Genomic DNA, 19,732 nt, shown 5'->3' on the forward strand with positions numbered 1-19,732 from the left:
GTCGATTGGCCCGGATTTGCCGCTTGGCCGGGGGAGTTAAACCGCGGGGAATGTCCCACCTGCGCCTAGGATTCGGATTTCGGGCTGTTAAACTGGGGTACGTGCCGCCGGTCTGCCGACTCATCGAAGCCCTGGCCGACGGGACGATGCCGCGCGCGACGGGGCAGCCTTGTCGTCGCGCGTCGATCGGTTCGATGGCGTCCGGCTATCGTGCCGCGACCGAACCCGCCGCCTTGTTTTCAGGTGACCGCTCCTGATGTTCAGCATTTGCCAATGCCCTCACTGCCGAGGGAGCTTGTTGCTCGAATCGATTGCCGACATCACCCGGCGGCAACGCTGTGTTCATTGCACGGCCATTTTCGAGATTTCCGAAGTCGCGGGCCAGTGCGTGGCCGCGCCCCCTATGGCCGTTGCCGCCGACGCTCCGGTCGAAGTGGCGACCGGTATGGTGACGACGACCTCGACGGCGTGCGCCGTTCCGGCGGTGGAAACCCACGCGGAACATGCCTGGAGCGACGAGTCGGCCGCCGGCGAAGGGGCGGTGGCCCTGCAAGGCGTCGGCGCAGGTGCGGTCGAGCACCACGGCACGAACGGCTCGTACCCGACCATGGACGGCTCGCCCAACGACGCCTGGTACGCGTCGCTCAGTGCGGCCGAAGGTTCCTCGACATTGGCCAGCGACTTTGACGATCCCGAGAGCGCCCGGCCGTATCACGAAGAACCCGAATACAATTCACACGCCATCGGCCCGGTCGAGTCGGTGATTGACGCAACGGGTAGTTTGACCCCCGAGGCGGCCGCCGAGGTGCTGAAGGCGTACGAAGACATCGTCGAGTACGAGGACGAACTCGACGAAGATGTCGAGCTTGGCAAGCCCACGGCCTGGGACGAGACCTCGGCCGCCACTGGTTTTGCTCCGCCGGTTCAAGAACCAGCGCACGAGGCCCTCCGTGAACAGGACGGCTGGGGCAGCTACACCGAGCAAGGTGAGACTGCCTTCGAGACCGAAGGGGAAGGCTACGGACTGGCGGCCGAAGGGGCCGCGATAGCCGAGCCATCCGAGGCCTACCGTTCGCCGCCGCCACGCCGCCGCAAGAAAAAGAACAGCATCATGCCGATGGTCGTAATGATGACCGGCATCGTGCTGGGCGGAGCGGTTGGCATTCTGATTGCCGACGTGGCGTTGATCTGGCTGCGCGGCCGCCCGGCGGACTTTCTGGGCATCTACGACAAGCTGCCAGGCTTTATGGTCCCGTCGAGTGGCTCGTCGGCGCCCGATACGATGCCGACTACTGTTCCCCTAAGTAGGCCGCAACGTCCTGGCCCTCCGAAGAGGAAATCGCTCGCTGATCTGGCCAACGAGCCCGATCCGGTGACCGTGCCGAGCAATTCGGCACCTGCGCCGAAGTAAGGTTCCGGGGGTGAAAACCTTGGGCTTGCGTGCGCCGAGCTTTAGACGAACAGCCGGCTCACCGATTCGTTGCGGTGAATGCGTTTGATCGCCTCGCCGAGCAACTCGTCAACGCTCAACACGACGATCTTGTCCAGCTTCCGTTCCGGCGCTAGCGGAATCGTATCGGTCAGCACGACGTTCTTGATGGGCGCGTCGGCGATGTATTCGATTGCCCGGCCGCACAGCACGCCGTGCGTGGCGGCCACGTAGATTTCCTTGGCCCCGGCTTCGGCCACCTTTTTGGCCGCGCCGCAAATACTGCCGCCGGTGCTGATCATGTCGTCGAACATCAGCGCGGTCTTGCCGACCACGCTCGAACCGATGATGTTTTCCTGGCGAGTGTTCTCGGCGCTGCTGCGGCGCTTGTCGACCACGGCGATCCGGGCGTTAAGGCGTTTGGCGTGCCCTAGGGCGCGCTTGATGCTTCCTTCGTCGGGGCTGACCACGACAATGTCGTCTTCGTGGTAGTTCATCGCCTTGAAGTAGTTGTTCAAGACCGGCGCGGCGTACAAGTGATCGACTGGCACGTCGAAGAAACCTTGAATCTGCGGCGCGTGCAAGTCCATGGTCAGCACGCGATCGGCGCCGGCTCGCACCATCAAGTTGGCCACCAGCTTGGCCGTGATCGGCACACGTCCTTCATCCTTGCGATCCTGCCTCGCGTAGCCGTAGTACGGCACCACGGCGGTCACGCGCTCGGCGCTGGCCCGCTTGCAACTCTCGATCATGATCAAGAGTTCCATCAGGTTTTCATTCACGGGGGGACACGTGGGTTGAATCAGGAACACGTCGCGGCCGCGCACGTCTTCCTCGATTTTGCACTGGATTTCCCCGTCGGGGAAATTGCCCATGGTGATCGCGCCGATGGGCAAGTTCAGATAGTTGCAGATGCGCCGAGCCAAGGGGGGGTTGGCGCGTCCACTAAAGATTTTCAGATCGTTCATGGAAGCCGGGGAGTGAGCAAGTGCAGGGATGCCGCGGGCCAGATTGCGCTGGCCCAGCGATCCGAGCGGCGGCCAGCGGTGAATCCCGATTGTAACAAGAAAACTCTCGGGCTGCGTGCGGCGGAGAAAAAATCACGCGGGAATTACGCCCGAATATCAGCTCCCCAGCCACCGCGCCCGCGGTAGATTCGTAAAATCGCGCGAACCTTTCGGTTAGCTGGCCCCTCGGAGGGCCTCTTCGACCACGCGCAACTCGTCGACGGTATTGATGCTCAGCGCCTCGCGCGCCGTTAGCACCGCTCGCGCTTCGACCGCCTGGCCGGCGCGCTGTAGCAAACCTGGGCAGTCGGTCAGGTAATACTCGCGCTGGGCGTTGTCGGCTTTCAGTTGGTCCAACGTCGCCAGCAGCGCGCGGCTGTCAAAGACGTAGCAGCTTAGGTTTACTTCGGTAATCTGGCGCTGTTCGGGCGTGGCGTCCTTCTCTTCGACAATGCCCACGAACTTGCCCGCCGCGTCGCGAACCACGCGACCGAGTCCTTGCGGATTGTCCTTGTGCGCGGTTCCCAGCAAACAGGCTGGGCGCGTGCGCTGGTATTCATCGAGCAAAGCTCCCACCGAGCGCGCCGTGAGCATGGGTGAATCGCCCGCCACGATCAGCACGGGGCCATCGTGCGCCGCCAGCGCCTGGCGGCACATCATCACGGCGTGGCCAGTGCCAAGCTGTTCGGCCTGCAGCGCTGTCCTGACGCGCGGGCGGCGTTCGACCAGCTCGCGCACTAGCTCGGCCCGATAGCCGACAACCACGACGGTCTGGTCGATGCCGGCCGTATCGAGCGTGTCGAGCACATATTCGATCATGGGGCGACCAAGGACCGGAATCAGAACCTTGGGCAGGTCCGATTTCATCCGCGTCCCTTTGCCGGCGGCCAGGACAATGGCCAAAGTTTGCGTCATGTCGGGCATCGATAGTCAGGGGCCGTGGTCGAACAAAATCGAAACAGAGGACGAGCCCGACCAATGTGACAAATCGGGCCGTTTTCGGCCAGTCCCGGTGCTATCGGCCCACTAGCAACCCCCCGGGGCCATTTCTACAATGGGTGGTTTGCTACCTGCGCCACGGGTCACACCTGACCGGGCGCGAACGATTTGCCGAGGTTCAACGCCGATGGTCGCCAGCGATGCTGCCGGTTCCAAGCCGGCACGTCCGATCAAAACCGAAACCGCCATTCGCAAGGCCGATGTACTGATCGAGGCCATGGAATGGATCCGCAAGTTTCGCGACAAAATCACGGTCATCAAGCTCGGCGGCAGCGTGCTGGAAGATGAAAACGCATTGCGGCACTTGCTGCTCGACGTGATCTTCATGGAGACCGTCGGCATGCGCCCCGTGATGATTCACGGCGGCGGCGCGGCGATTAGTCGGGCGATGAAAGAGGCCGGCTTGCAGCCCCACTTTATCCAGGGGCGGCGGTTCACCGACGCCGCCACGCGCGACATCGTCGAACGGGTGCTGACCCACGAAACCAACGAGATGATCGCCACCCGCATCGAAGAGCTGAGCGGGCTGGCCGCGCCGTTGAACTTTCATCGCATGCTGAACGTGTTGCACGGCGAGCGGATCACGCTGCCGGGCGAGAATGGCGAGCGGATCGACTTGGGCTACGTCGGCCAGGTGACGCGCGTCGACAAGTCGATCATCCAGAACTATCTCTTCGCCGGCCGCGTGCCGGTGATTCCGTCGATGTGCATCGACGACAGCGGACAGAAGCTGAACGTCAATGCCGACACGGCCGCCATGGAAGTAGCCGTCGCGCTGGGGGCCGACAAGTTGATCTTTCTGAGCGACGTCAGCGGAGTCTGTCGCGACAAGGACGATCCCGAGACCTTGATCCAGTCGCTGACCATCGCCGAGGCCCGCGAGTTGATACGTACGGGGGTCGTGGCCGGCGGCATGATTCCCAAGGTCGAAGCTTGCCTCGAACCGCTGGAACGTGGGATCAAGAAAGTCCACATCATCGACGGGCGACAGCGGCATTCGCTGTTGTTGGAAATCTACACCAGCCGCGGGGTGGGGACCGAAATCGTCAAAAGCCGTGGGTAGCTGCCGCAGTCCGAAAGTTTTCACGCTTTAGCAAGATCACGTTTTTTGCATCACGATCGCGAACCCGACGGCCGGAAGGGTGTCTTAGCCTCTTTCCGCCACTGAACAAGTCACGTCCGACACACGCCGACCCGGTCGGCACGAGGGTAACGAGATGGCCACTGTGGAATCGCTGAGTTCGGCCGAGACGGTCAAGCTGTTTCAGCAATACGTGATTGGCAACTACACGCGCTATCCGGTGTCGCTGGTTCGCGGCGAGAACTCGTATGTCTGGGACAGCGAAGGGAATCGGTACCTCGATTTCTTCCCTGGTTGGGGCTGCAATCTGTTGGGGCATTGCCCCGAGCCGGTCGTCCGCGCCGTGCAAGAACAAGTGGCCACGCTGATTCATGTGCCCAACACCTGGCACATGGAAGTGCAGGGACAATGGGCCAAAGCGCTCAGCGAGCGGAGCTTTGGCGGCCAGGCGTTCTTCTGCAACTCGGGCACCGAGGCCAACGAAGCGGCGATCAAGCTGGCTCGGCTGCAATCAGCGGGCAAGCGGTACAAGATCATCACCTTCACCAACGGCTTTCATGGCCGGACGATGGGGGCGATTACCGCTACGGCACAGCCCAAGTACCACGAAGGGATCGGGCCGCTGTTGCCTGGTTTCCGTTATGCGCCGTATGGCGACCTGGCCGCGGCGGAGAAGCTGATCGACGACGAGACGTGCGCGTTTCTGGTTGAACCCGTGCAAGGGGAAGGCGGCGTCAATATTCCTCCGGCTGACTTCTTGCCGGGGCTGCGGCGACTGGCCGATCAGCACAAGCTGCTGTTGATGTTTGACGAGGTGCAAACCGGCTGCGGTCGCACCGGGCATTGGTTCGCCTACCAGCATTTTGGCGTCACGCCCGACGTGATGACGCTGGCCAAATCGTTGTGCGGTGGTGTGGCCGGCGGCGCGATGCTGGCTCGGCCGGAAGTAGCGGCGTATCTGAAACCGGGCACGCACGCGGCCACGTTCGGCGGCAATCCGCTGGCGGCGCGGGCCGGGATCGCGGCTTTGGAAATGATCGAACAGGAAGGGCTGCTCGAGCGCGGCAAGGCGTTGGGCGAAATCTTCCGCAGCCGGTTCACCGAGTTGCAAGCCCAGTGCGACGTGATTCGCGAAGTCCGCGTGTTGGGCGTGATGGTGGGCGTGGAATTGGCCGTTGACGGCGCGCCGGTGGTGCGCCGCTGTCTGGAACGGCGACTGTTGATCAATTGTACGCACGGCACGGTGATTCGGCTGTTGCCGGCGTTGACTCTTTCGGACCAGCAAGCGCACGAAGGCTGCGACATCATCGCGGCCGCGCTGAAAGAGCTGGTCTAACCTGGGCCGACACCAATGACCGGCGCCGCGCCGCCCGCCCGGCGACGCCCCGCGATTTGTTTTGTCGGCCCCTGGGGCACCGACGTTTGACACGTTCGTTGATTTATTTATGCGACATTTAATCACTCTGGCTGATGTGACCGCCGCGGAAATCGAGCGGGTGTTTTCGATCACGGCCGATCTGAAGAGCAAGTTCGAGGATGGTCTGCGCGAGCCGCTGTTGCCGGGTCGCGTGATGGCCCTGCTGTTCGAGAAGCCCAGCTTGCGGACGCGCGTCAGCTTCGAGGCTGGCATCACGCACCTGGGGGGCAACAGCCTGTTTCTGGGCGAAGACGTCGGTTGGGGCGGGCGAGAATCGATTGCCGACTTTGCCCGAGTGCTCGGCGAGTATGCCGACGTGATCGTGGTCCGGGCTCGCGAGCATCGCAAGGCCGAAGAACTGGCCAAGTACAGCGGCTGCTCGGTGATCAACGGCCTGACCGATCTTGAGCATCCGTGTCAGGCGCTGGCCGATCTTTTCACGCTGCAAGAGCTGCACGGCACGCTGGCGGGTCTGACGCTAGCCTATGTTGGCGACGGCAATAACGTCGCCCGTAGCCTGGCGCGTGGTTGTGGCAAGCTGGGCATGCGGTTCGTGCTGGCCGGCCCCGCCGAGTATCACTTCGATAAGAAGTTCCTCGGTCAATTGAAGGCCGAGTCGCCGCAGCTTGACCTGACCATGACCACCGACGCCAAGGCGGCGGTGCGCAGCGCCGCGGCGGTGTACACCGACGTGTGGACCAGCATGGGGCAGGAAGCCGAGAAGGAAAAGCGGCGCCAGGCGTTCGCTCCGTATCAGGTGAACGCGGCGCTGATGAAGCACGCTCCCACGGACGCGGCCTATTTCATGCACTGCCTGCCGGCCCAGCGCGGCCAGGAAGTGACCGACGAAGTGATCGACGGCCCGGCCAGCGTGGTCATCCAGCAAGCCGCCAACCGTCTGCATGTGCAGAAGGGGATTCTGGTGTGGCTGCTGGGAGCGAAGGCGTAGGCGAATGCGTCCTAACGCCCCAATCTTATCCGTCGTCGCGGTTGTAATCGGTTGACGGGCGTTGCCACTGGAGTTGAATCCGCTTGAGCCAGGCGTTGCGCCAACGCAGGGCCGCTTGCTGCTGGGCCACGCGCAAGCCCGGCGAGTATTCGTTGGTCTTGTCGGCCGCGAACAGCTCGCGCAGCGCCGAGTCGGGCTTTTCTTGCGACGTGATTCGCACGATGTACTGGTAGGTGTGCGGCTGGTTCTCGGCGACGCCGATGTCGCCGACCTTCAGGTCGAACACCGACTGCATGAAATCGTTGCCGGCGTCGATCACGCCGTCGACCTCGCTCACCTCGGGCAGGGTTTCACGGTCGGCCATGCCGGCCGAACCGCCGGTCAGCCACGAGAAGGGATGGCTCTCGGTCACCTCGTAGCCCTTGTCGGCGAAGAACTCCTTGAGCGACTTCTTGCTCGCGGTGGCCTCGTCGGCCAATTGCTTGGCCTTGGCCTGGGCCAGCTTGCGAGCGGCCATGAACTTCCAGGCCTTCTCGACCTCGGGGCGCGCCTCTTCAAAGCTAAGCACGTGCTCGGGTACGTCCTCGGTCTTCCAGAACACGTACCGGTTGCCCGCGTCGTCGTCGATGTTCATGGCCTGGAACGTGTTGAGCGAGCGATAGGCGTAATCGACGAACGGCCGATTGACGATCGTGGTCGAACCCAGTCCCTGGGTGCGATCGACCTTCACGGCGCTGGTCATGGCCAAGGCGCCCGAGGTGACTCCCTCGACCTTCGGCACGTTGTCAAAGGTGGGCAACGGCGGCAACGGAGCCGGAGTCGACGCCTTCATGTTCTTGACTTCCGTGTCGGTTCGATTGCGCGCGTAGCGTTGCATCTCGAGCTTGAATTTGCCCAGCGCGGCGTCCATCTTGGCACCCGCTTTCTGGACAGCCAACTCGCGACGAATCCGGTCGCGCACCTTCCACAGCGGGTCGTGGGTGGGCGTGGCCCCTTCGCGCACGTCGCGCGGCAACTCGAACTTGTCGACCAACAATGGGGCTTTCACGGCAGGCGGGGGCACAGTGCCCGGCGCGTTGAGCGCCGGCGGCGTGACGGCCGGAGCTTCGCCAGCGGGAACCGCCGACGGCGTCAAAGCGGGAGTTGCCGCGGCGGGTGGAGTTGTCGCCGGCGCGGCTTCCTTGGCGGCCGGAACATCGCCGGCCGGTTTAGCTTCCGGCTTGGTATCTTCCTTGGCCGGTTCATCGGCTGCGGCTGAATAGCTTGCGAAGCGGATGGTGGTGGAGCGGCGAGTACGGTCCAGGCCGCTCTTGGCTTCCGGCTTGGGTTCGGTCTTGGCCGGCGCAGGTTCGGCGCCGGTCTTCGGCGCTTCGGCGGCCGGCTTCTTGTCTTCCGCGGGCTTCTTCTCGCCGGCAGGTTGCTTGGCGGCCTCGGGCCGCTTGGTGTCGGCCTTCTTCTCGTCCGCCGGCTTCTCTTCTTTTTTGTCGTCGGCTTTCTTTTCTTCCGTTCCGGCGGCGGGTTCCTCGTCATCGAGCGACGTGAAGCTGAACCGGGTGTCCTTGTTCTTTTCGTAGTACGCGGCGATCTCGTCGTCGGTGATCGACTTCTCATCGACGAACTTCTCGAACTCGGCGCGGAAGTATTGGAACGCCGCCTCGTGTGGCACCTTGAAGCCCGGCTCGGCCGAGCCGGGCACCGGCTCGTCGTTCTTGTATTCGTTGTACAGCTTGCGCAGCTCGACTTCGCTTGGCGCCGAGGTCTCGGCCAGCAGGCTGCTGACCGGCACGGCGACGATCTCGGCCGTCACGCGACGCTTGAGCCGGGCATAGTACTCCCAACGCTCGAGCGGCGATTGGCGAGGCTCGGCTAGTTCCAACTCCTGCATCTTGTGAGCCAACAACTCGATGCGCAGCGCTTCAAACAATTGATTGCTCTGCAGTGCGCGCTCGCCGTATCGCAATTGGCCCAGGATGATTCTCAGCCGGTCATCGGTCAGTTGGTCGCCGGTCTGGGCATTGATATAAGCGCGAATCGCGTCGTCGTCGAAGACCACGCCGCGGCGCGACGCTTCGTCGGCCATCAGCTTGTTTTCAATGACGGGCCGGTCTTCCAATGGGCCGGTGACCTGGTACACCTCGTTCGAGATGCGCGGCACCATGAACCGTTCGAGCAATTGCAGGTCTTGCTGGCCGAGCGCATCGATCGGCTTTTGGAACAGTTGAATCGCGAACGATTCGAGCTTGACGCGGAACAAAAACTGCTGCGCCGCGCGGCGCAATTGGACTAGCCGGACGGCGTCGCTGGCGTAGAAGTTGCCCCGCGCGCTGGTGGCGATCAGGGGGTCGCCGCGGCGCGGCGCGATGATGTCTTCCAGGCCTCCCGCGAAGCCGGTCACCAGGAATGCGATCATCAACAGCACGCCGAACACAGCCATTAGCGCGCGCTGGTTCTTTCGAAACATCGAAAGAGCAGAGGGCATACAAACACCGTCCTTGTCTCAAAAAACTGCTCGGACAAAAAATTTTCGTATTAAATATCGCCACGTCTGGCGGGGGTCTTACTACTCACTCCAAACCGCTGTCGCTTCGTAAGCGGCCGAGGTTTTGCGCGGTTGGCGCCCTGGTTCGATCTTGGGCAATCGAGCCCCGCCGACCGGCAGCTGCGCCACGCATCGGACGACAATAACCCTTGACAGCCGATATAGCGGCGGATTATTGGTCTGAGCGCCTGTTGTATCAGTTTGGCGACCAAAGCCGAGCCCGTTACGCCGGGTCGGCGAGCGTGAATGCCAGTTGGCACTGCCACTGTAATGTGGTGTGTGTCAAGACGTTACGATCGCAAACAACCGTCGGATGGCCGCTTGGCCGCGTGCCGCAGTCCCGGCCGCAGTGGTCTGGAACTTCGGTCGGGCGACTGCCTCGGACGGCCCGATTGTAAGATTGAGCCCTTGAATTGCAATCCCAATCGAGTCGGCTGCAACGTCGTAAATCGTTTGCCCATTGGAATGTGCCGCTTCGACGCTCCGAGTCGAAGCAGTGCTGCTGAGAGCGATTGGTTCTGGTAATACCGCACCGCGAGTAACACCCGTCGAACGGCCCGGATGTTGAGAGCACGCCATGGCGAAGAAGGCAGCGAAATCCAAAGCGGCGAAATCAACCGAGGAGTCGGCCGCCAAATCGAGTGGCGCGGCGCGTAAGGCACCTAAGCCGGCCAAAGGTGGTGGACACGCGCTGGTGATTGTCGAGTCGCCGGCCAAGGCCCGTACGATTAGCAAGTTCCTGGGCCCCGGTTACGCCGTCGAGGCCAGCATCGGCCACGTCCGCGATCTGCCCGAAGGGGCCAAGGCGGTCCCGGCCGAATTCAAGAAAGAGGAATGGGCCCACCTGGGGGTGAACGTCAACCAGGAGTTCACACCGATCTATGTCATTCCCGCCGGCAAGTCGGAACAGGTCCGCAAGCTGAAGGGGCTGGTCAAGGACGCGAGCCAGCTCTATCTGGCGACGGACGAAGACCGCGAAGGGGAAGCCATCAGTTGGCACCTGCGCGAGATCTTGAAGCCCAAGATTCCCACGCACCGATTGGTATTTCACGAAATCACCGAAGAGGCGATCAAGGCCGCGCTCGAAACGCCGCGCGACATCGACACCTCGCTGGTCCGCGCGCAAGAAACGCGCCGCATTGTCGATCGCCTATACGGCTATGAAGTGTCGCCCCTGTTGTGGCGGAAGGTCCGCCCCAAGCTTTCGGCTGGCCGCGTGCAAAGCGTGGCGGTGCGGTTGATCGTCGAGCGCGAACGAGACCGGATGGCGTTCGTCTCGGCCACCTATTGGGATCTGGTGGCGACGTTCAGTGTCAATGGCCAGTCGTTCCAGGCCACGTTGGTGAGTTATGAGGGACGCGACATCCCGAGCACGCGCGACTTTGACTCGGCCACCGGCAAGCTAAAAGATCCAAAGTTGCTGCTGTTGGACGAAGCGGCCGCCCACAAGCTGGCCCAGAATTTGCGCAGCGCGAAGTTCGAAGTCACTTCGCTCGAAGACAAGCCGTACACGACGCGCCCTTATCCGCCGTTCACGACCAGCACGTTGCAGCAGGAAGCCAACCGCAAGCTCGGCTTCACGGCTCGGCGCACGATGCAGGTGGCCCAAAGCCTGTACGAAAACGGCCACATTACTTACATGCGTACCGACTCGACCAACCTGGCCAGTGTGGCCGTCGGAGCGGCCCGCGATCTGGTCAAGGCGGAATACGGCGCGGAGTATTTGCCGGGCGAAGCGCGACAATACAAAACCAAGGTCAAGAACGCCCAGGAAGCTCACGAAGCCATTCGCCCGGCGGGTCACCCGTTTGAACTGCCCGAGAAGCTGCGCGACGTGCTGCAGAACGACGAGTTCCGGCTGTTCGAGTTGATCTGGAAGCGGACCATCGCCAGCCAGATGGCCGACGCTCGCGGCCGCAGGATCAGTATCAAGATCGGCGGCGCCGAAGCGGTCTTTTCGGCCAGTGGCAAGACGATCGACTTCCCTGGTTACCTGCGGGCATACGTTGAAGGTTCCGACGACCCGGACGCCGAGTTGGCCGATCGCGAGACAGTTCTGCCACCGGTCGATTTGCACCAGCAACTGGCCTGCGGCGAATTGGAGTCGAAGGACCACACCACCCAGCCGCCGTCGCGATTCAACGAAGCGACGCTGACCAAAACGCTGGAAGAGTTGGGCATCGGCCGGCCGAGCACGTATGCCACGATCATCGACACAATTCTGGCGCGCGAGTACGTGGTGAAGCGAGCCAACGCCCTGGTGCCGACCTGGACGGCTTTTGCCGTTTCGCAATTGCTCGAAGGGCACTTGCCCGAGTTGGTCGATTATCGCTTTACCGCTCAGATGGAAGACGACCTCGACGCCATCAGCCGTGGCGAGACGTCGTCGGTTGACTATTTGAAATCGTTCTACTTTGGTAACGAGCGGCCGGGGTTGAAGCCCCTGCTGGCCGATAAAGCCACGACAGTCGACGCCGCCGAGGTAAATCGAATCGCGCTGCCCAGGCACGGCCAGACAGATGGCGAAGACATTGTGGTCCGCGTTGGCCGGTTTGGTCCGTTCCTGCAACGGGGGGACCGCCGGGCGAGCATTCCCGAGGACATGCCTCCGGATGAGCTGACCATTGCCAAGGCCGAGGAGTTGCTGGCCCAGGCGGCGCAAGGGGACGAACCGCTTGGCGTCTGTCCCGACACCGGCAAGCCGATCTTCATCAAGACCGGCCGCTTTGGACCCTACGTACAGCGCGGCTTGCCCGACGACGAAGATAAGCCGCAGAACGCTTCGCTGATGAAAGGGATGAAGGTCGAGGACATCGATCTGGCGATGGCGGTCAAGCTGTTGTCGCTGCCGCGCAAGCTGGGGGTCGATCCCAAGACGGGCGAGGAAGTCGTGGCGCACAACGGTCGCTTCGGGCCGTACGTGAAAAGCGGTGCCGAGACGCGCAGTCTGCCGGCCGACATTTCGCCGCTGGATGTGACGCTGGAAAAGTCGCTCGAGCTGCTGGCCGAGCCCAAGAAAGCCCGGCGCGGTTTTGGCGCGCCGCGCGAGCCGCTGAAGGTCGTCGGCGAGTCGCCCGTGACGAAGAAGCCGATTCAACTGTTCGAAGGTCGCTATGGCATGTACGTGACTGACGGCACGACAAACGCATCGCTGCCCAAGGGGGTGACCACCGAAGAGTTGACCCTGAACCAGGCGGTCGACCTGCTGGCCGAGCGCGCCGCCAAGGGGCCGGCCAAGCCCAAGCGCGGCGGTCGCCGTGGGGCGCGCTCGAAGTAAAGCGCGTCGCAAGGCAAATCTTTCCATCATCACAGAGCGCGCGCATGTCCTTCTCCCCTTGTGGGAGAAGGTGGCCGACAGGCCGGATGAGGGGTAGTGAAGTTGTGAGTCGCGCAAGCCTGTGGCTTACCCCTCACCCCGCTCGCTACGCGAGCGACCCTCTCCCACAGGGGGCGAGGGTTGGGAGTGCCGCCGCGGTGCGGCGTGAAAACGTCTCGCGAGTTGCGTGCGCGTTAGTGACCCTGGCCCCAGCGGCGTTCGAGCGCGCGCGATAAGTAACCCAGCGGTAGCGACATCGCCAGATAGAGCGCCGCCGTCAGCAAGCCCAGCTCGACGAACTTCAAGCTCGACCGGGATAGCACGCGGTATTCCTCGGTCAGTTCGTGGACGGCGATTGCGCTGACCAGACTGGTGTCCTTGAACAGCGCAACCATGTCGTTGGTCATCGGCCCCAGGGCGGTGCGAATGGCCTGGGGGAAGATGATCCGGCGAAAGACGGACGTGTCGTCCATGCCCAAGGCCCGGCCCGCTTCCCATTGGCCGGGGCTGACCGATTGAATGGCGCTGCGGTAAATCTCCGATTCATAAGCGGCATAGTTCATGCCAAAGGCCAGGATCGCCGTCGCCACGGCCGGCAACTGCAAGCCGTAGTGGGTCAGCCCGAAGTACATGAAGAACAGCACCAGCAACAGCGGCACACCGCGAAAGAACTCGACATAGCCGAGTGCCAGGTAGCGCAACGGCGCGGGGCCGTAGAGTCGGGCCAGGGTGAGGACCAGCCCGATCGTCATCGCCAGCGCCATGCTGGTGAAGGTGAGAAAGATGGTCATCACCGCGCCGGCCCCCAACAGCGGCGCGTACTTGTCGAACGTCCAGTCATCGGCCGAGGCGGCCAGCAAGTTCCGGTCGACTTGTTTCACTGTCGGGAATTGTGACTCAGGCAGCGGCTTGCGCTCGGCCGTGAAGCCGAGCCCGGCCAGTTCGGCGTTCCGGTCGGCGCCATTGGCCAAGCCCGACTGGTCGGCGTTCCAGAGGTGCCAGCGGCGGTAAATGTCGCGCAACTGGCCGCTGACCATCAGCTCGTGCAGGCCGGCGTCGATTGCCTCGGCCAGCACCGCGTCCTCCTGGCGCATGCCGATGCCGTACTCGCCGCGACCGAGCGTTGGTCCGGTGAGCTTCAGCTTGGGATTCGGCTCGGCGAAGAACGTGGTGATCGTGTTGTCGAGCAGCACGGCGTCGAGTCGGCCGATCTCCAGGTCGAGGAACGGCTCGATCTGCCCGTCGAAGCCGACGATCTGGCGAATGCCGCGCGACTTGAGCAAGCGATCGGCGGCGCTCCCCGACAGGGTGCCGACCGTCATGTTCAGGCAGTCTTCGAGCGACGTGATCCGCTGTTCATCGCGGCGGACGGCGAGTTGTTGGCGATAGATGTAATAGGGACGTGAGAAGCGTAGCTGGGCGCGGCGCTCGGGTGTGATTTCAAGCCCGGCCAGGATCATGTCGAAATCACGCTTGTCCAGTCCCGGGACCAGCGAGCCCCATTCGTATTGCATGAACTCGGCGCGGATCGGTTTGCCGAGTTGCTTGCCGAGCGCGTTGGCGAGTCCGTCGGCGATTTCAACCTCGAAGCCGATGACACGTCGCGGGTCCAAGGGATCGCGCAACTGAAACGGCGCGCCCCCTTCAGCATCGCCTCCCCAACGCAACACACCCGAGGCCAATCGCTCGGCCAAGGCCGTGTTGTCGGCTGCGCGAGTTGACGAGACAACGCTGCCGGCAAGTACCAGGACGACCGCGACCAGAGTCAGCATCTTGCGCTGACGGGGCGCCAAATCGGCTGCTTGTGAATTCAAAATGCGCGTCCTCGCACGGGCTGTCAGGGGCTGCGCCACAGCATAACAAAGTCGCGGCGTGGGCGACTAGCGCCGACGCGCTGGCCACGTTTAGGTGCGGCCAATCGCGAGTGTTAGCCGTCGATTGGCGTCGGTCGCGCGCGGGGATTACAATCGCGGTCACGCGCCGGCGGCGGCCGCGTCGCACCACGTCAGCACCCAGGAAGCAGCGGCACCCATGAGCGTTTTTCTCGGCATCGACATTGGCACCTCGGGGACCAAGACGCTGGCCATTGACGAGCGAGGCAAGGTGCTCGCCTCGGCTGCCGAAGAATACTCGTTCGATGTGCCGCGACCGATGTGGAGCGAGCAGAATCCGCAATACTGGTGGGACGCCACGGTCAAGACCGTGCAACGCGTCGTCAAGCAAGCCAAGTTGAAGCCCGCCGACGTGCGGGCGATCGGGCTGTCGGGACAGATGCATGGCTCGGTCTTCCTCGACAAGCGTGGGCAAGTGATTCGACCGGCGTTGCTCTGGAACGATCAACGTACGGCCGCCGAGTGTGCCGAGATCGAACAGCGCGCCGGTGGCCGGGCCAAGCTGATCAAGCTGGTTGCCAACCCGGCGCTTACCGGGTTTCAGGCTCCCAAGATTCTCTGGCTGCGCAATCACGAGCCGCGACATTTCGACAAGCTCGACAAAGTGCTGTTACCCAAGGATGACGTGCGCCGTCGATTGACGGGCGAGTTGGCCACCGAGGTGAGCGACGCGAGCGGCACGCTGCTGTTGGACGTGGCCAAGCGCGCCTGGTCCAAGCCGCTGTTGAGCAAGCTGGAACTTGACGCCGCGCTGTTGCCGCGCTGTTATGAAAGTGAGCAGGTGACCGGCCGGCTGACGCGCGAGGTGGCGGAGTTGCTGGGGCTGTCGACCGATTGCCTGGTGGTGGGCGGGGCAGGGGACTGCGCCGCCGGGGCGGTGGGTAACGGCGTGGTCAATGCCGGCGTGCTGTCAACCAGCATCGGCACCTCGGGCGTGATGTTTGTCCACAGCGACCAGATGAAGCTCGATCCGCAAGGGCGCGTCCACACATTTTGCCACGCCGTGAACGGCAAGTGGCACATGATGGGGGTCACGCTGTCGGCCGGCGGGTCGTTGCAATGGTTCCGCGACGCGCTGTGCGCGACCGACGCCGCGGCGGCCAAGGCAGCGGGCAAAAAGATCTACGACCTGCTCAATGCCGAGGCCGAAGGAGTGCCCGCCGGCAGCGAGGGGCTGTTCTTCCTGCCGTACCTGACCGGGGAGCGAACGCCGCACGCCGATCCCGACGCGCGGGGAAGCTTTATTGGGCTGACCTTGGCGCATCGCCGGGCCCATCTGGTGCGGGCGGTGCTGGAAGGCGTCACGTACTCCTTGCGCGATTGTTTAGAAATCATTCGGCAGCTCGACGTGCCGATCAAGCAGATTCGCGCTTCGGGGGGCGGCTCGAAAAGCGCCCTCTGGCGGCAGATTCAGGCTGATGTCTTCGGCTCGAAGGTCGTCACGATCAACTGCGAGGAAGGCCCAGGCTACGGCGTGGCTTTGCTGGCGGCCGTCGGGGCCGGCGCCTTTAAGAATATCCAGGAAGCCTGCGCCGCGACGATTCGCGTGGTACAACAAACAGCGCCGATCAAGCAGCACCAAAAGGTCTACGATCGAGGCATGCCGATCTACCAGGATTTGTACCGCTCGCTCAAGTTGGACTTCAAATCGATTGCCGCGCTAGGGTGAACGAACAGGGCCGACGCGCCCGAGGGTGATGTGTCATGGCCGCCATCTACCTGACCGAAGCCGACGTGGATCGCCTGGTCGACATGCCGACGGCCATCGATCAGGTCGAAGAGGCTTTTCGACAATTGGGGGCTGGCAACGCCCAGAATGTTCCCCGCGTCCGAGCGCGCGGCGAGGGAATCGTGTTGCACTCGATGTCGTCCGCGGCGTCGTATCTGGGCTACGTCGGCTGGAAGTGTTACACCACGACTAAGCAAGGGGCGCGGTTCCTGATGTGCCTGGCCGACATGTCGGGTGCGATCGTGGCGCTGCTGGACGCCGACCGGTTGGGCCAATTACGGACGGGCGCGACGACGGGCGTGGCCGCCGAGTGGCTGGCGCCGCGCGGGGCGACCGAAGTTGGGCTGTTCGGCACCGGTAAGCAGGCCCGCACGCAGTTGGCGGCCCTGTGCGTGGCCCGGCCCATCAAGCGGGCCTTTGTTTACAGTCGCTCGGTCGAACGCCGCGAGGCGTTCGCCAACGAGATGTCACAAGCGCTGGGCATCGAAGTCGATGAAGTCGATCGGCCGCAAGACGCCGTGGAAGATTTGCCGGTCGTGATCACGGCCACGTCGAGCGCCGAGCCAGTGTTCCAGGGGCAAGACCTGGCCGAAGGGACGCTGATCTGTGCCGTGGGATCGAACTGGCCGACGCGCGCGGAAATCGACGCGGCGACGGTCGAGCGGGCGGACAATGTGGTCTGTGACAGCGTCGAGGCTTGTCGCCACGAAGCGGGAGATTTCGCCGAGGCGATCGCGCGCGGCGTGTTTAAGTATTCACGCGCGGTTGATCTGGCGGCCGTGGTTTGTGGTAAAGCCACTGGACGCAGCCGGCCCGACAGCATTGTGCTGTTCAAGAGCGTGGGGCTGGCGCTGGAAGACGTGGCCCTGGCGGCGCATATCGTCGGACGAGCTCGCGTCGAGGGAATTGGCGTGGCGCTGCCATTCTAGAATGCGCGCCTCGCCAGAATGTCCCAGGGGGTGGAATTCCAGGCTTGGGAAAATGCGATGCTCAATTGACGCTCGGCTAGTACGCCAGGCCGATCGAGCTGCGTAAGCCGAATAGGCCCAGGTTCGCGTTCGATGTCGCTCCGTCGAGCACATTCGTATTGCTTGAGGAGCCAGCGCCAAACCATGTCTGACCGACGAAGGCGTTTTCGATGATGATCGTCGAACCAGCCAACGGGTAGCGGTAGTCGATGCCCGCCTCTAGCTGCACGAACGGCAGCACCTGCCATTCGGTAATCGTGTCGGTCGCCGTGACCGTCGTACCAGGGAGAGACTCCTGGATCACCTGTTTGCTGGTGCCAAAAACTAGCGCGCCGCGCGCCGCGCCAAAAACGCCTAGCTTCGAGTCGGCAATGCCGCGCCGCCCCTGGAAAGCCACGGTGGGACCGGCGCCGTTCAAGCGGCGATTCGAATCAATTTGCGAGAAGGCGCTGCTCGGGTTCGTGACGCTGCCGACGTAATTCTGCTGTAAATTCGCGTAGCGCACGCCGGCCGCGATGGTCCAATTCCAAAGTGGATCACAGCGTTGGTGTGTCGCTTCGATGTCGGCCGTGGTGATCTGCAGAATGCTTTCGGCCTGGAATAGGGAGCCGGCATTGAACGAGAAAAGGCCCATGCCGCTGTTGCCAAAGGCGAAGGGATCGACCACGGTCGTGCCGCTGGGATTGACGTAATTGGCGTACGCCTTTTGGTCAAATCGGAAAAAGTTCACCCTGGCGCCGTTGCCAGTCGGCGCCACATAGCCCAGCCATAAGGCAGGCACTGCCGAGACACCGTAATCAAACGGCGTGGTGTTGCGATCGAAGACGCCATTGTTGTTGACGGTGCGCTGCATCGTCGCGCCGTTGCCGCCGGTCCAGACCGGCCGCAACACATACACGCTGGCGCCGCCGACCCAACCGGTCCCTTGCTTGTGCATCTGCTTCGAGAAGCGGGCAAACGTGTCGATACGGTCTTCGGTCATGCCGTTTTCGGGCGTCATCACCGACGTGCCCGGCGGGGGCGCGACATCGTTGGACGTCGGCGGGGCATAACTATTGACCGAGTTGCCGGAGGGCTGAGCCCCGGGCATCGTCGGCGGGCTTTCCATGTTGGCCGGCGGCGGCAGCAAATTGGGGCCGGGCGCGTAGGCGGTTTGCGTGGTCGTGCCGCTTGGCGAACCACCCAGCGCGGGACCATTGGCGTAGGGCGTCAACTGCGCGACGTATTGCGGCGCCACATATCGCGGCGCGCCTGGCATTGCGCTCTGGGGCGGCTGTGTGGCGTACAACGTGCCGGGGGCCTGGCCGTAGATGCTTGTCCCCGTCCCGGGTGTTCCAACTGCCCCCGGGGTCGCGTAATTCGGTCCCGCAGTGGCCGGATTGGTCGACGGAGGTGGATACGATTGCTGCTGCGCCTGAACATTCACGGCCACCAGCGCAGCGCAAGCGACCAACGTCGTCAGACGCATGTTCATCTTCCTTGACTTGGAGAACGCGCCGGAATGGGGCGCAAAGGCGGGCAAGCTGGTGAGCGGCATCGACCAGAACCGCACAAAGCGGACAAGCCGAGCCCTCGGGTAGGATGAGATTCAAGGCGGGGGCGAGAGAGTACCGCCACGCCCGGGGAGCGCCTAGAGCAGTTTGCGCGGCATCGATTTGAATGCTGGCAAGGGGTTCAGGCTTGATTGGCCAGCGACGCCTTTACCCTCCCTCCTGCCCCTCCCTGGAAGGGAAGGGTGTTACTGGTATGCCGCTACCGGCGCTTTGTCGCTACTGGCGCGGGAGAGGATTTACTCCTCGCCGACGTACGGCTGAAGTTCCTTTTTCATGGTCGGGCGGCGGACAAAGGCAGTAACCAACTCGTCATGCAAGGTGTGGGGCGTGGCCGCTTCCATCCAGAAGGACGACTGGTAGGTGACTTCGCCCGTCTTGGGGTTCAAAGCCACTTTGCCCGGATCGTACTTGTTGTTGAATGAATTCAACGCCATCAGGAACGCCACCGGCGGCTTGGCGGCGAACTCTGGGCTGACCTTCATCACCGTGGTCCAGAGGGCCACGATCTTGTGTTCCTTGTCTTGCCGATCGGTAAAAGCGGTTGTTTCGCCGGCAAACACGACCAACGAGTCCGCACCTGGCTCGGCAATGATCTCGTAGATGCCGCTCTTCTGCTTCGAGAAGGCGAAGTCGTTCGCCTTGATCAGTTCTTCCAGGCTCATGCTCCCCGGCACCGGCTCGGCTTCCTTGTTGCTGGCCGCCTCGTCAGCCTGGGCAAACGGCAGCCGCAAGTCGGTGAATTGGCAAACCACGGCCAAGGCCAAGACAATTGCGGCATAGCGCCAAGTGGAATGGAACATGTGAGTGCTCTCCTGGTGATCGTGAACCTTGAGGTGTATTTTGCCTGGCGCAA

At 63.0% G+C, this 19,732-nt stretch carries 13 protein-coding genes; 7 read left to right on the top strand and 6 right to left on the bottom strand.

Annotation, left to right across the window (positions count from 1 at the left end; all coding sequences use genetic code 11):
* Nucleotides 1-256: 256 nt before the first annotated feature.
* Nucleotides 257-1,411 carry a hypothetical protein gene (locus JSS27_16800; protein MBS0210605.1) on the top strand — a complete coding sequence of 385 codons (1,155 nt, stop codon included), beginning with the start codon at nucleotides 257-259 and terminating at the stop codon, nucleotides 1,409-1,411.
* Nucleotides 1,412-1,452: 41 nt separating this feature from the next.
* Here the strand turns inward: JSS27_16800 and JSS27_16805 are convergent, their stop codons facing one another.
* Together JSS27_16805 and JSS27_16810 are read right to left on the bottom strand one after the other, a co-directional pair.
* Nucleotides 1,453-2,397, bottom strand: coding sequence for a ribose-phosphate pyrophosphokinase (locus JSS27_16805; GenBank protein ID MBS0210606.1), 945 nt, complete (start codon nucleotides 2,395-2,397; stop codon nucleotides 1,453-1,455).
* Nucleotides 2,398-2,610: 213 nt separating this feature from the next.
* Nucleotides 2,611-3,351, bottom strand: coding sequence for an NTP transferase domain-containing protein (locus tag JSS27_16810; GenBank protein MBS0210607.1), 741 nt, complete (start codon nucleotides 3,349-3,351; stop codon nucleotides 2,611-2,613).
* Between the two features lie 211 nt (nucleotides 3,352-3,562).
* On the opposite strand from JSS27_16810, the gene argB reads away from it, so the two are divergent.
* The 3 genes from argB to argF all read left to right on the top strand — a co-directional run bounded on the left by argB (nucleotide 3,563) and on the right by argF (nucleotide 6,882).
* Nucleotides 3,563-4,498, top strand: coding sequence for an acetylglutamate kinase (gene argB / locus JSS27_16815; protein ID MBS0210608.1), 936 nt, complete (start codon nucleotides 3,563-3,565; stop codon nucleotides 4,496-4,498).
* Between the two features lie 154 nt (nucleotides 4,499-4,652).
* A complete protein-coding gene (locus tag JSS27_16820) occupies nucleotides 4,653-5,852 on the top strand; it encodes an aspartate aminotransferase family protein (GenBank protein MBS0210609.1) in 1,200 nt (399 codons plus the stop codon).
* A gap of 109 nt (nucleotides 5,853-5,961) precedes the next feature.
* Entirely contained in the window at nucleotides 5,962-6,882 is a 921-nt protein-coding gene (gene argF / locus JSS27_16825; protein ID MBS0210610.1) for an ornithine carbamoyltransferase, read from the top strand.
* Nucleotides 6,883-6,907: 25 nt separating this feature from the next.
* Here the strand turns inward: argF and JSS27_16830 are convergent, their stop codons facing one another.
* Nucleotides 6,908-9,361 carry a hypothetical protein gene (locus JSS27_16830; GenBank protein MBS0210611.1) on the bottom strand — a complete coding sequence of 818 codons (2,454 nt, stop codon included), beginning with the start codon at nucleotides 9,359-9,361 and terminating at the stop codon, nucleotides 6,908-6,910.
* 637 nt (nucleotides 9,362-9,998) lie between these two features.
* On the opposite strand from JSS27_16830, the gene topA reads away from it, so the two are divergent.
* Nucleotides 9,999-12,698, top strand: coding sequence for a type I DNA topoisomerase (gene topA, locus JSS27_16835; GenBank protein MBS0210612.1), 2,700 nt, complete (start codon nucleotides 9,999-10,001; stop codon nucleotides 12,696-12,698).
* Nucleotides 12,699-12,931: 233 nt separating this feature from the next.
* Here the strand turns inward: topA and JSS27_16840 are convergent, their stop codons facing one another.
* The gene (locus JSS27_16840; protein MBS0210613.1) at nucleotides 12,932-14,509 is read right to left on the bottom strand and encodes an ABC transporter permease subunit; all 1,578 of its coding nucleotides are present in this window, start codon (nucleotides 14,507-14,509) and stop codon (nucleotides 12,932-12,934) included.
* Nucleotides 14,510-14,768: 259 nt separating this feature from the next.
* Here JSS27_16840 and xylB point away from each other — a divergent pair, with 259 nt between their 5' ends.
* Together xylB and JSS27_16850 are read left to right on the top strand one after the other, a co-directional pair.
* The gene (gene xylB / locus JSS27_16845; GenBank protein ID MBS0210614.1) at nucleotides 14,769-16,298 is read left to right on the top strand and encodes a xylulokinase; all 1,530 of its coding nucleotides are present in this window, start codon (nucleotides 14,769-14,771) and stop codon (nucleotides 16,296-16,298) included.
* A 35-nt stretch (nucleotides 16,299-16,333) separates the two neighbouring features.
* Entirely contained in the window at nucleotides 16,334-17,287 is a 954-nt protein-coding gene (locus tag JSS27_16850) for an ornithine cyclodeaminase family protein (protein ID MBS0210615.1), read from the top strand.
* Nucleotides 17,288-17,363: 76 nt separating this feature from the next.
* Here the strand turns inward: JSS27_16850 and JSS27_16855 are convergent, their stop codons facing one another.
* Together JSS27_16855 and JSS27_16860 are read right to left on the bottom strand one after the other, a co-directional pair.
* Complete coding sequence (locus JSS27_16855; protein MBS0210616.1) at nucleotides 17,364-18,794, bottom strand: hypothetical protein; 1,431 nt, start codon at nucleotides 18,792-18,794, stop codon at nucleotides 17,364-17,366.
* A gap of 321 nt (nucleotides 18,795-19,115) precedes the next feature.
* Nucleotides 19,116-19,679, bottom strand: coding sequence for a hypothetical protein (locus JSS27_16860; GenBank protein ID MBS0210617.1), 564 nt, complete (start codon nucleotides 19,677-19,679; stop codon nucleotides 19,116-19,118).
* Between the last annotated feature and the right edge of the window lie 53 nt (nucleotides 19,680-19,732).

The sequence above is a fragment of the Planctomycetota bacterium genome (assembly GCA_018242585.1).
In the GTDB taxonomy this organism is placed as follows: domain Bacteria; phylum Planctomycetota; class Planctomycetia; order Pirellulales; family PNKZ01; genus JAFEBQ01.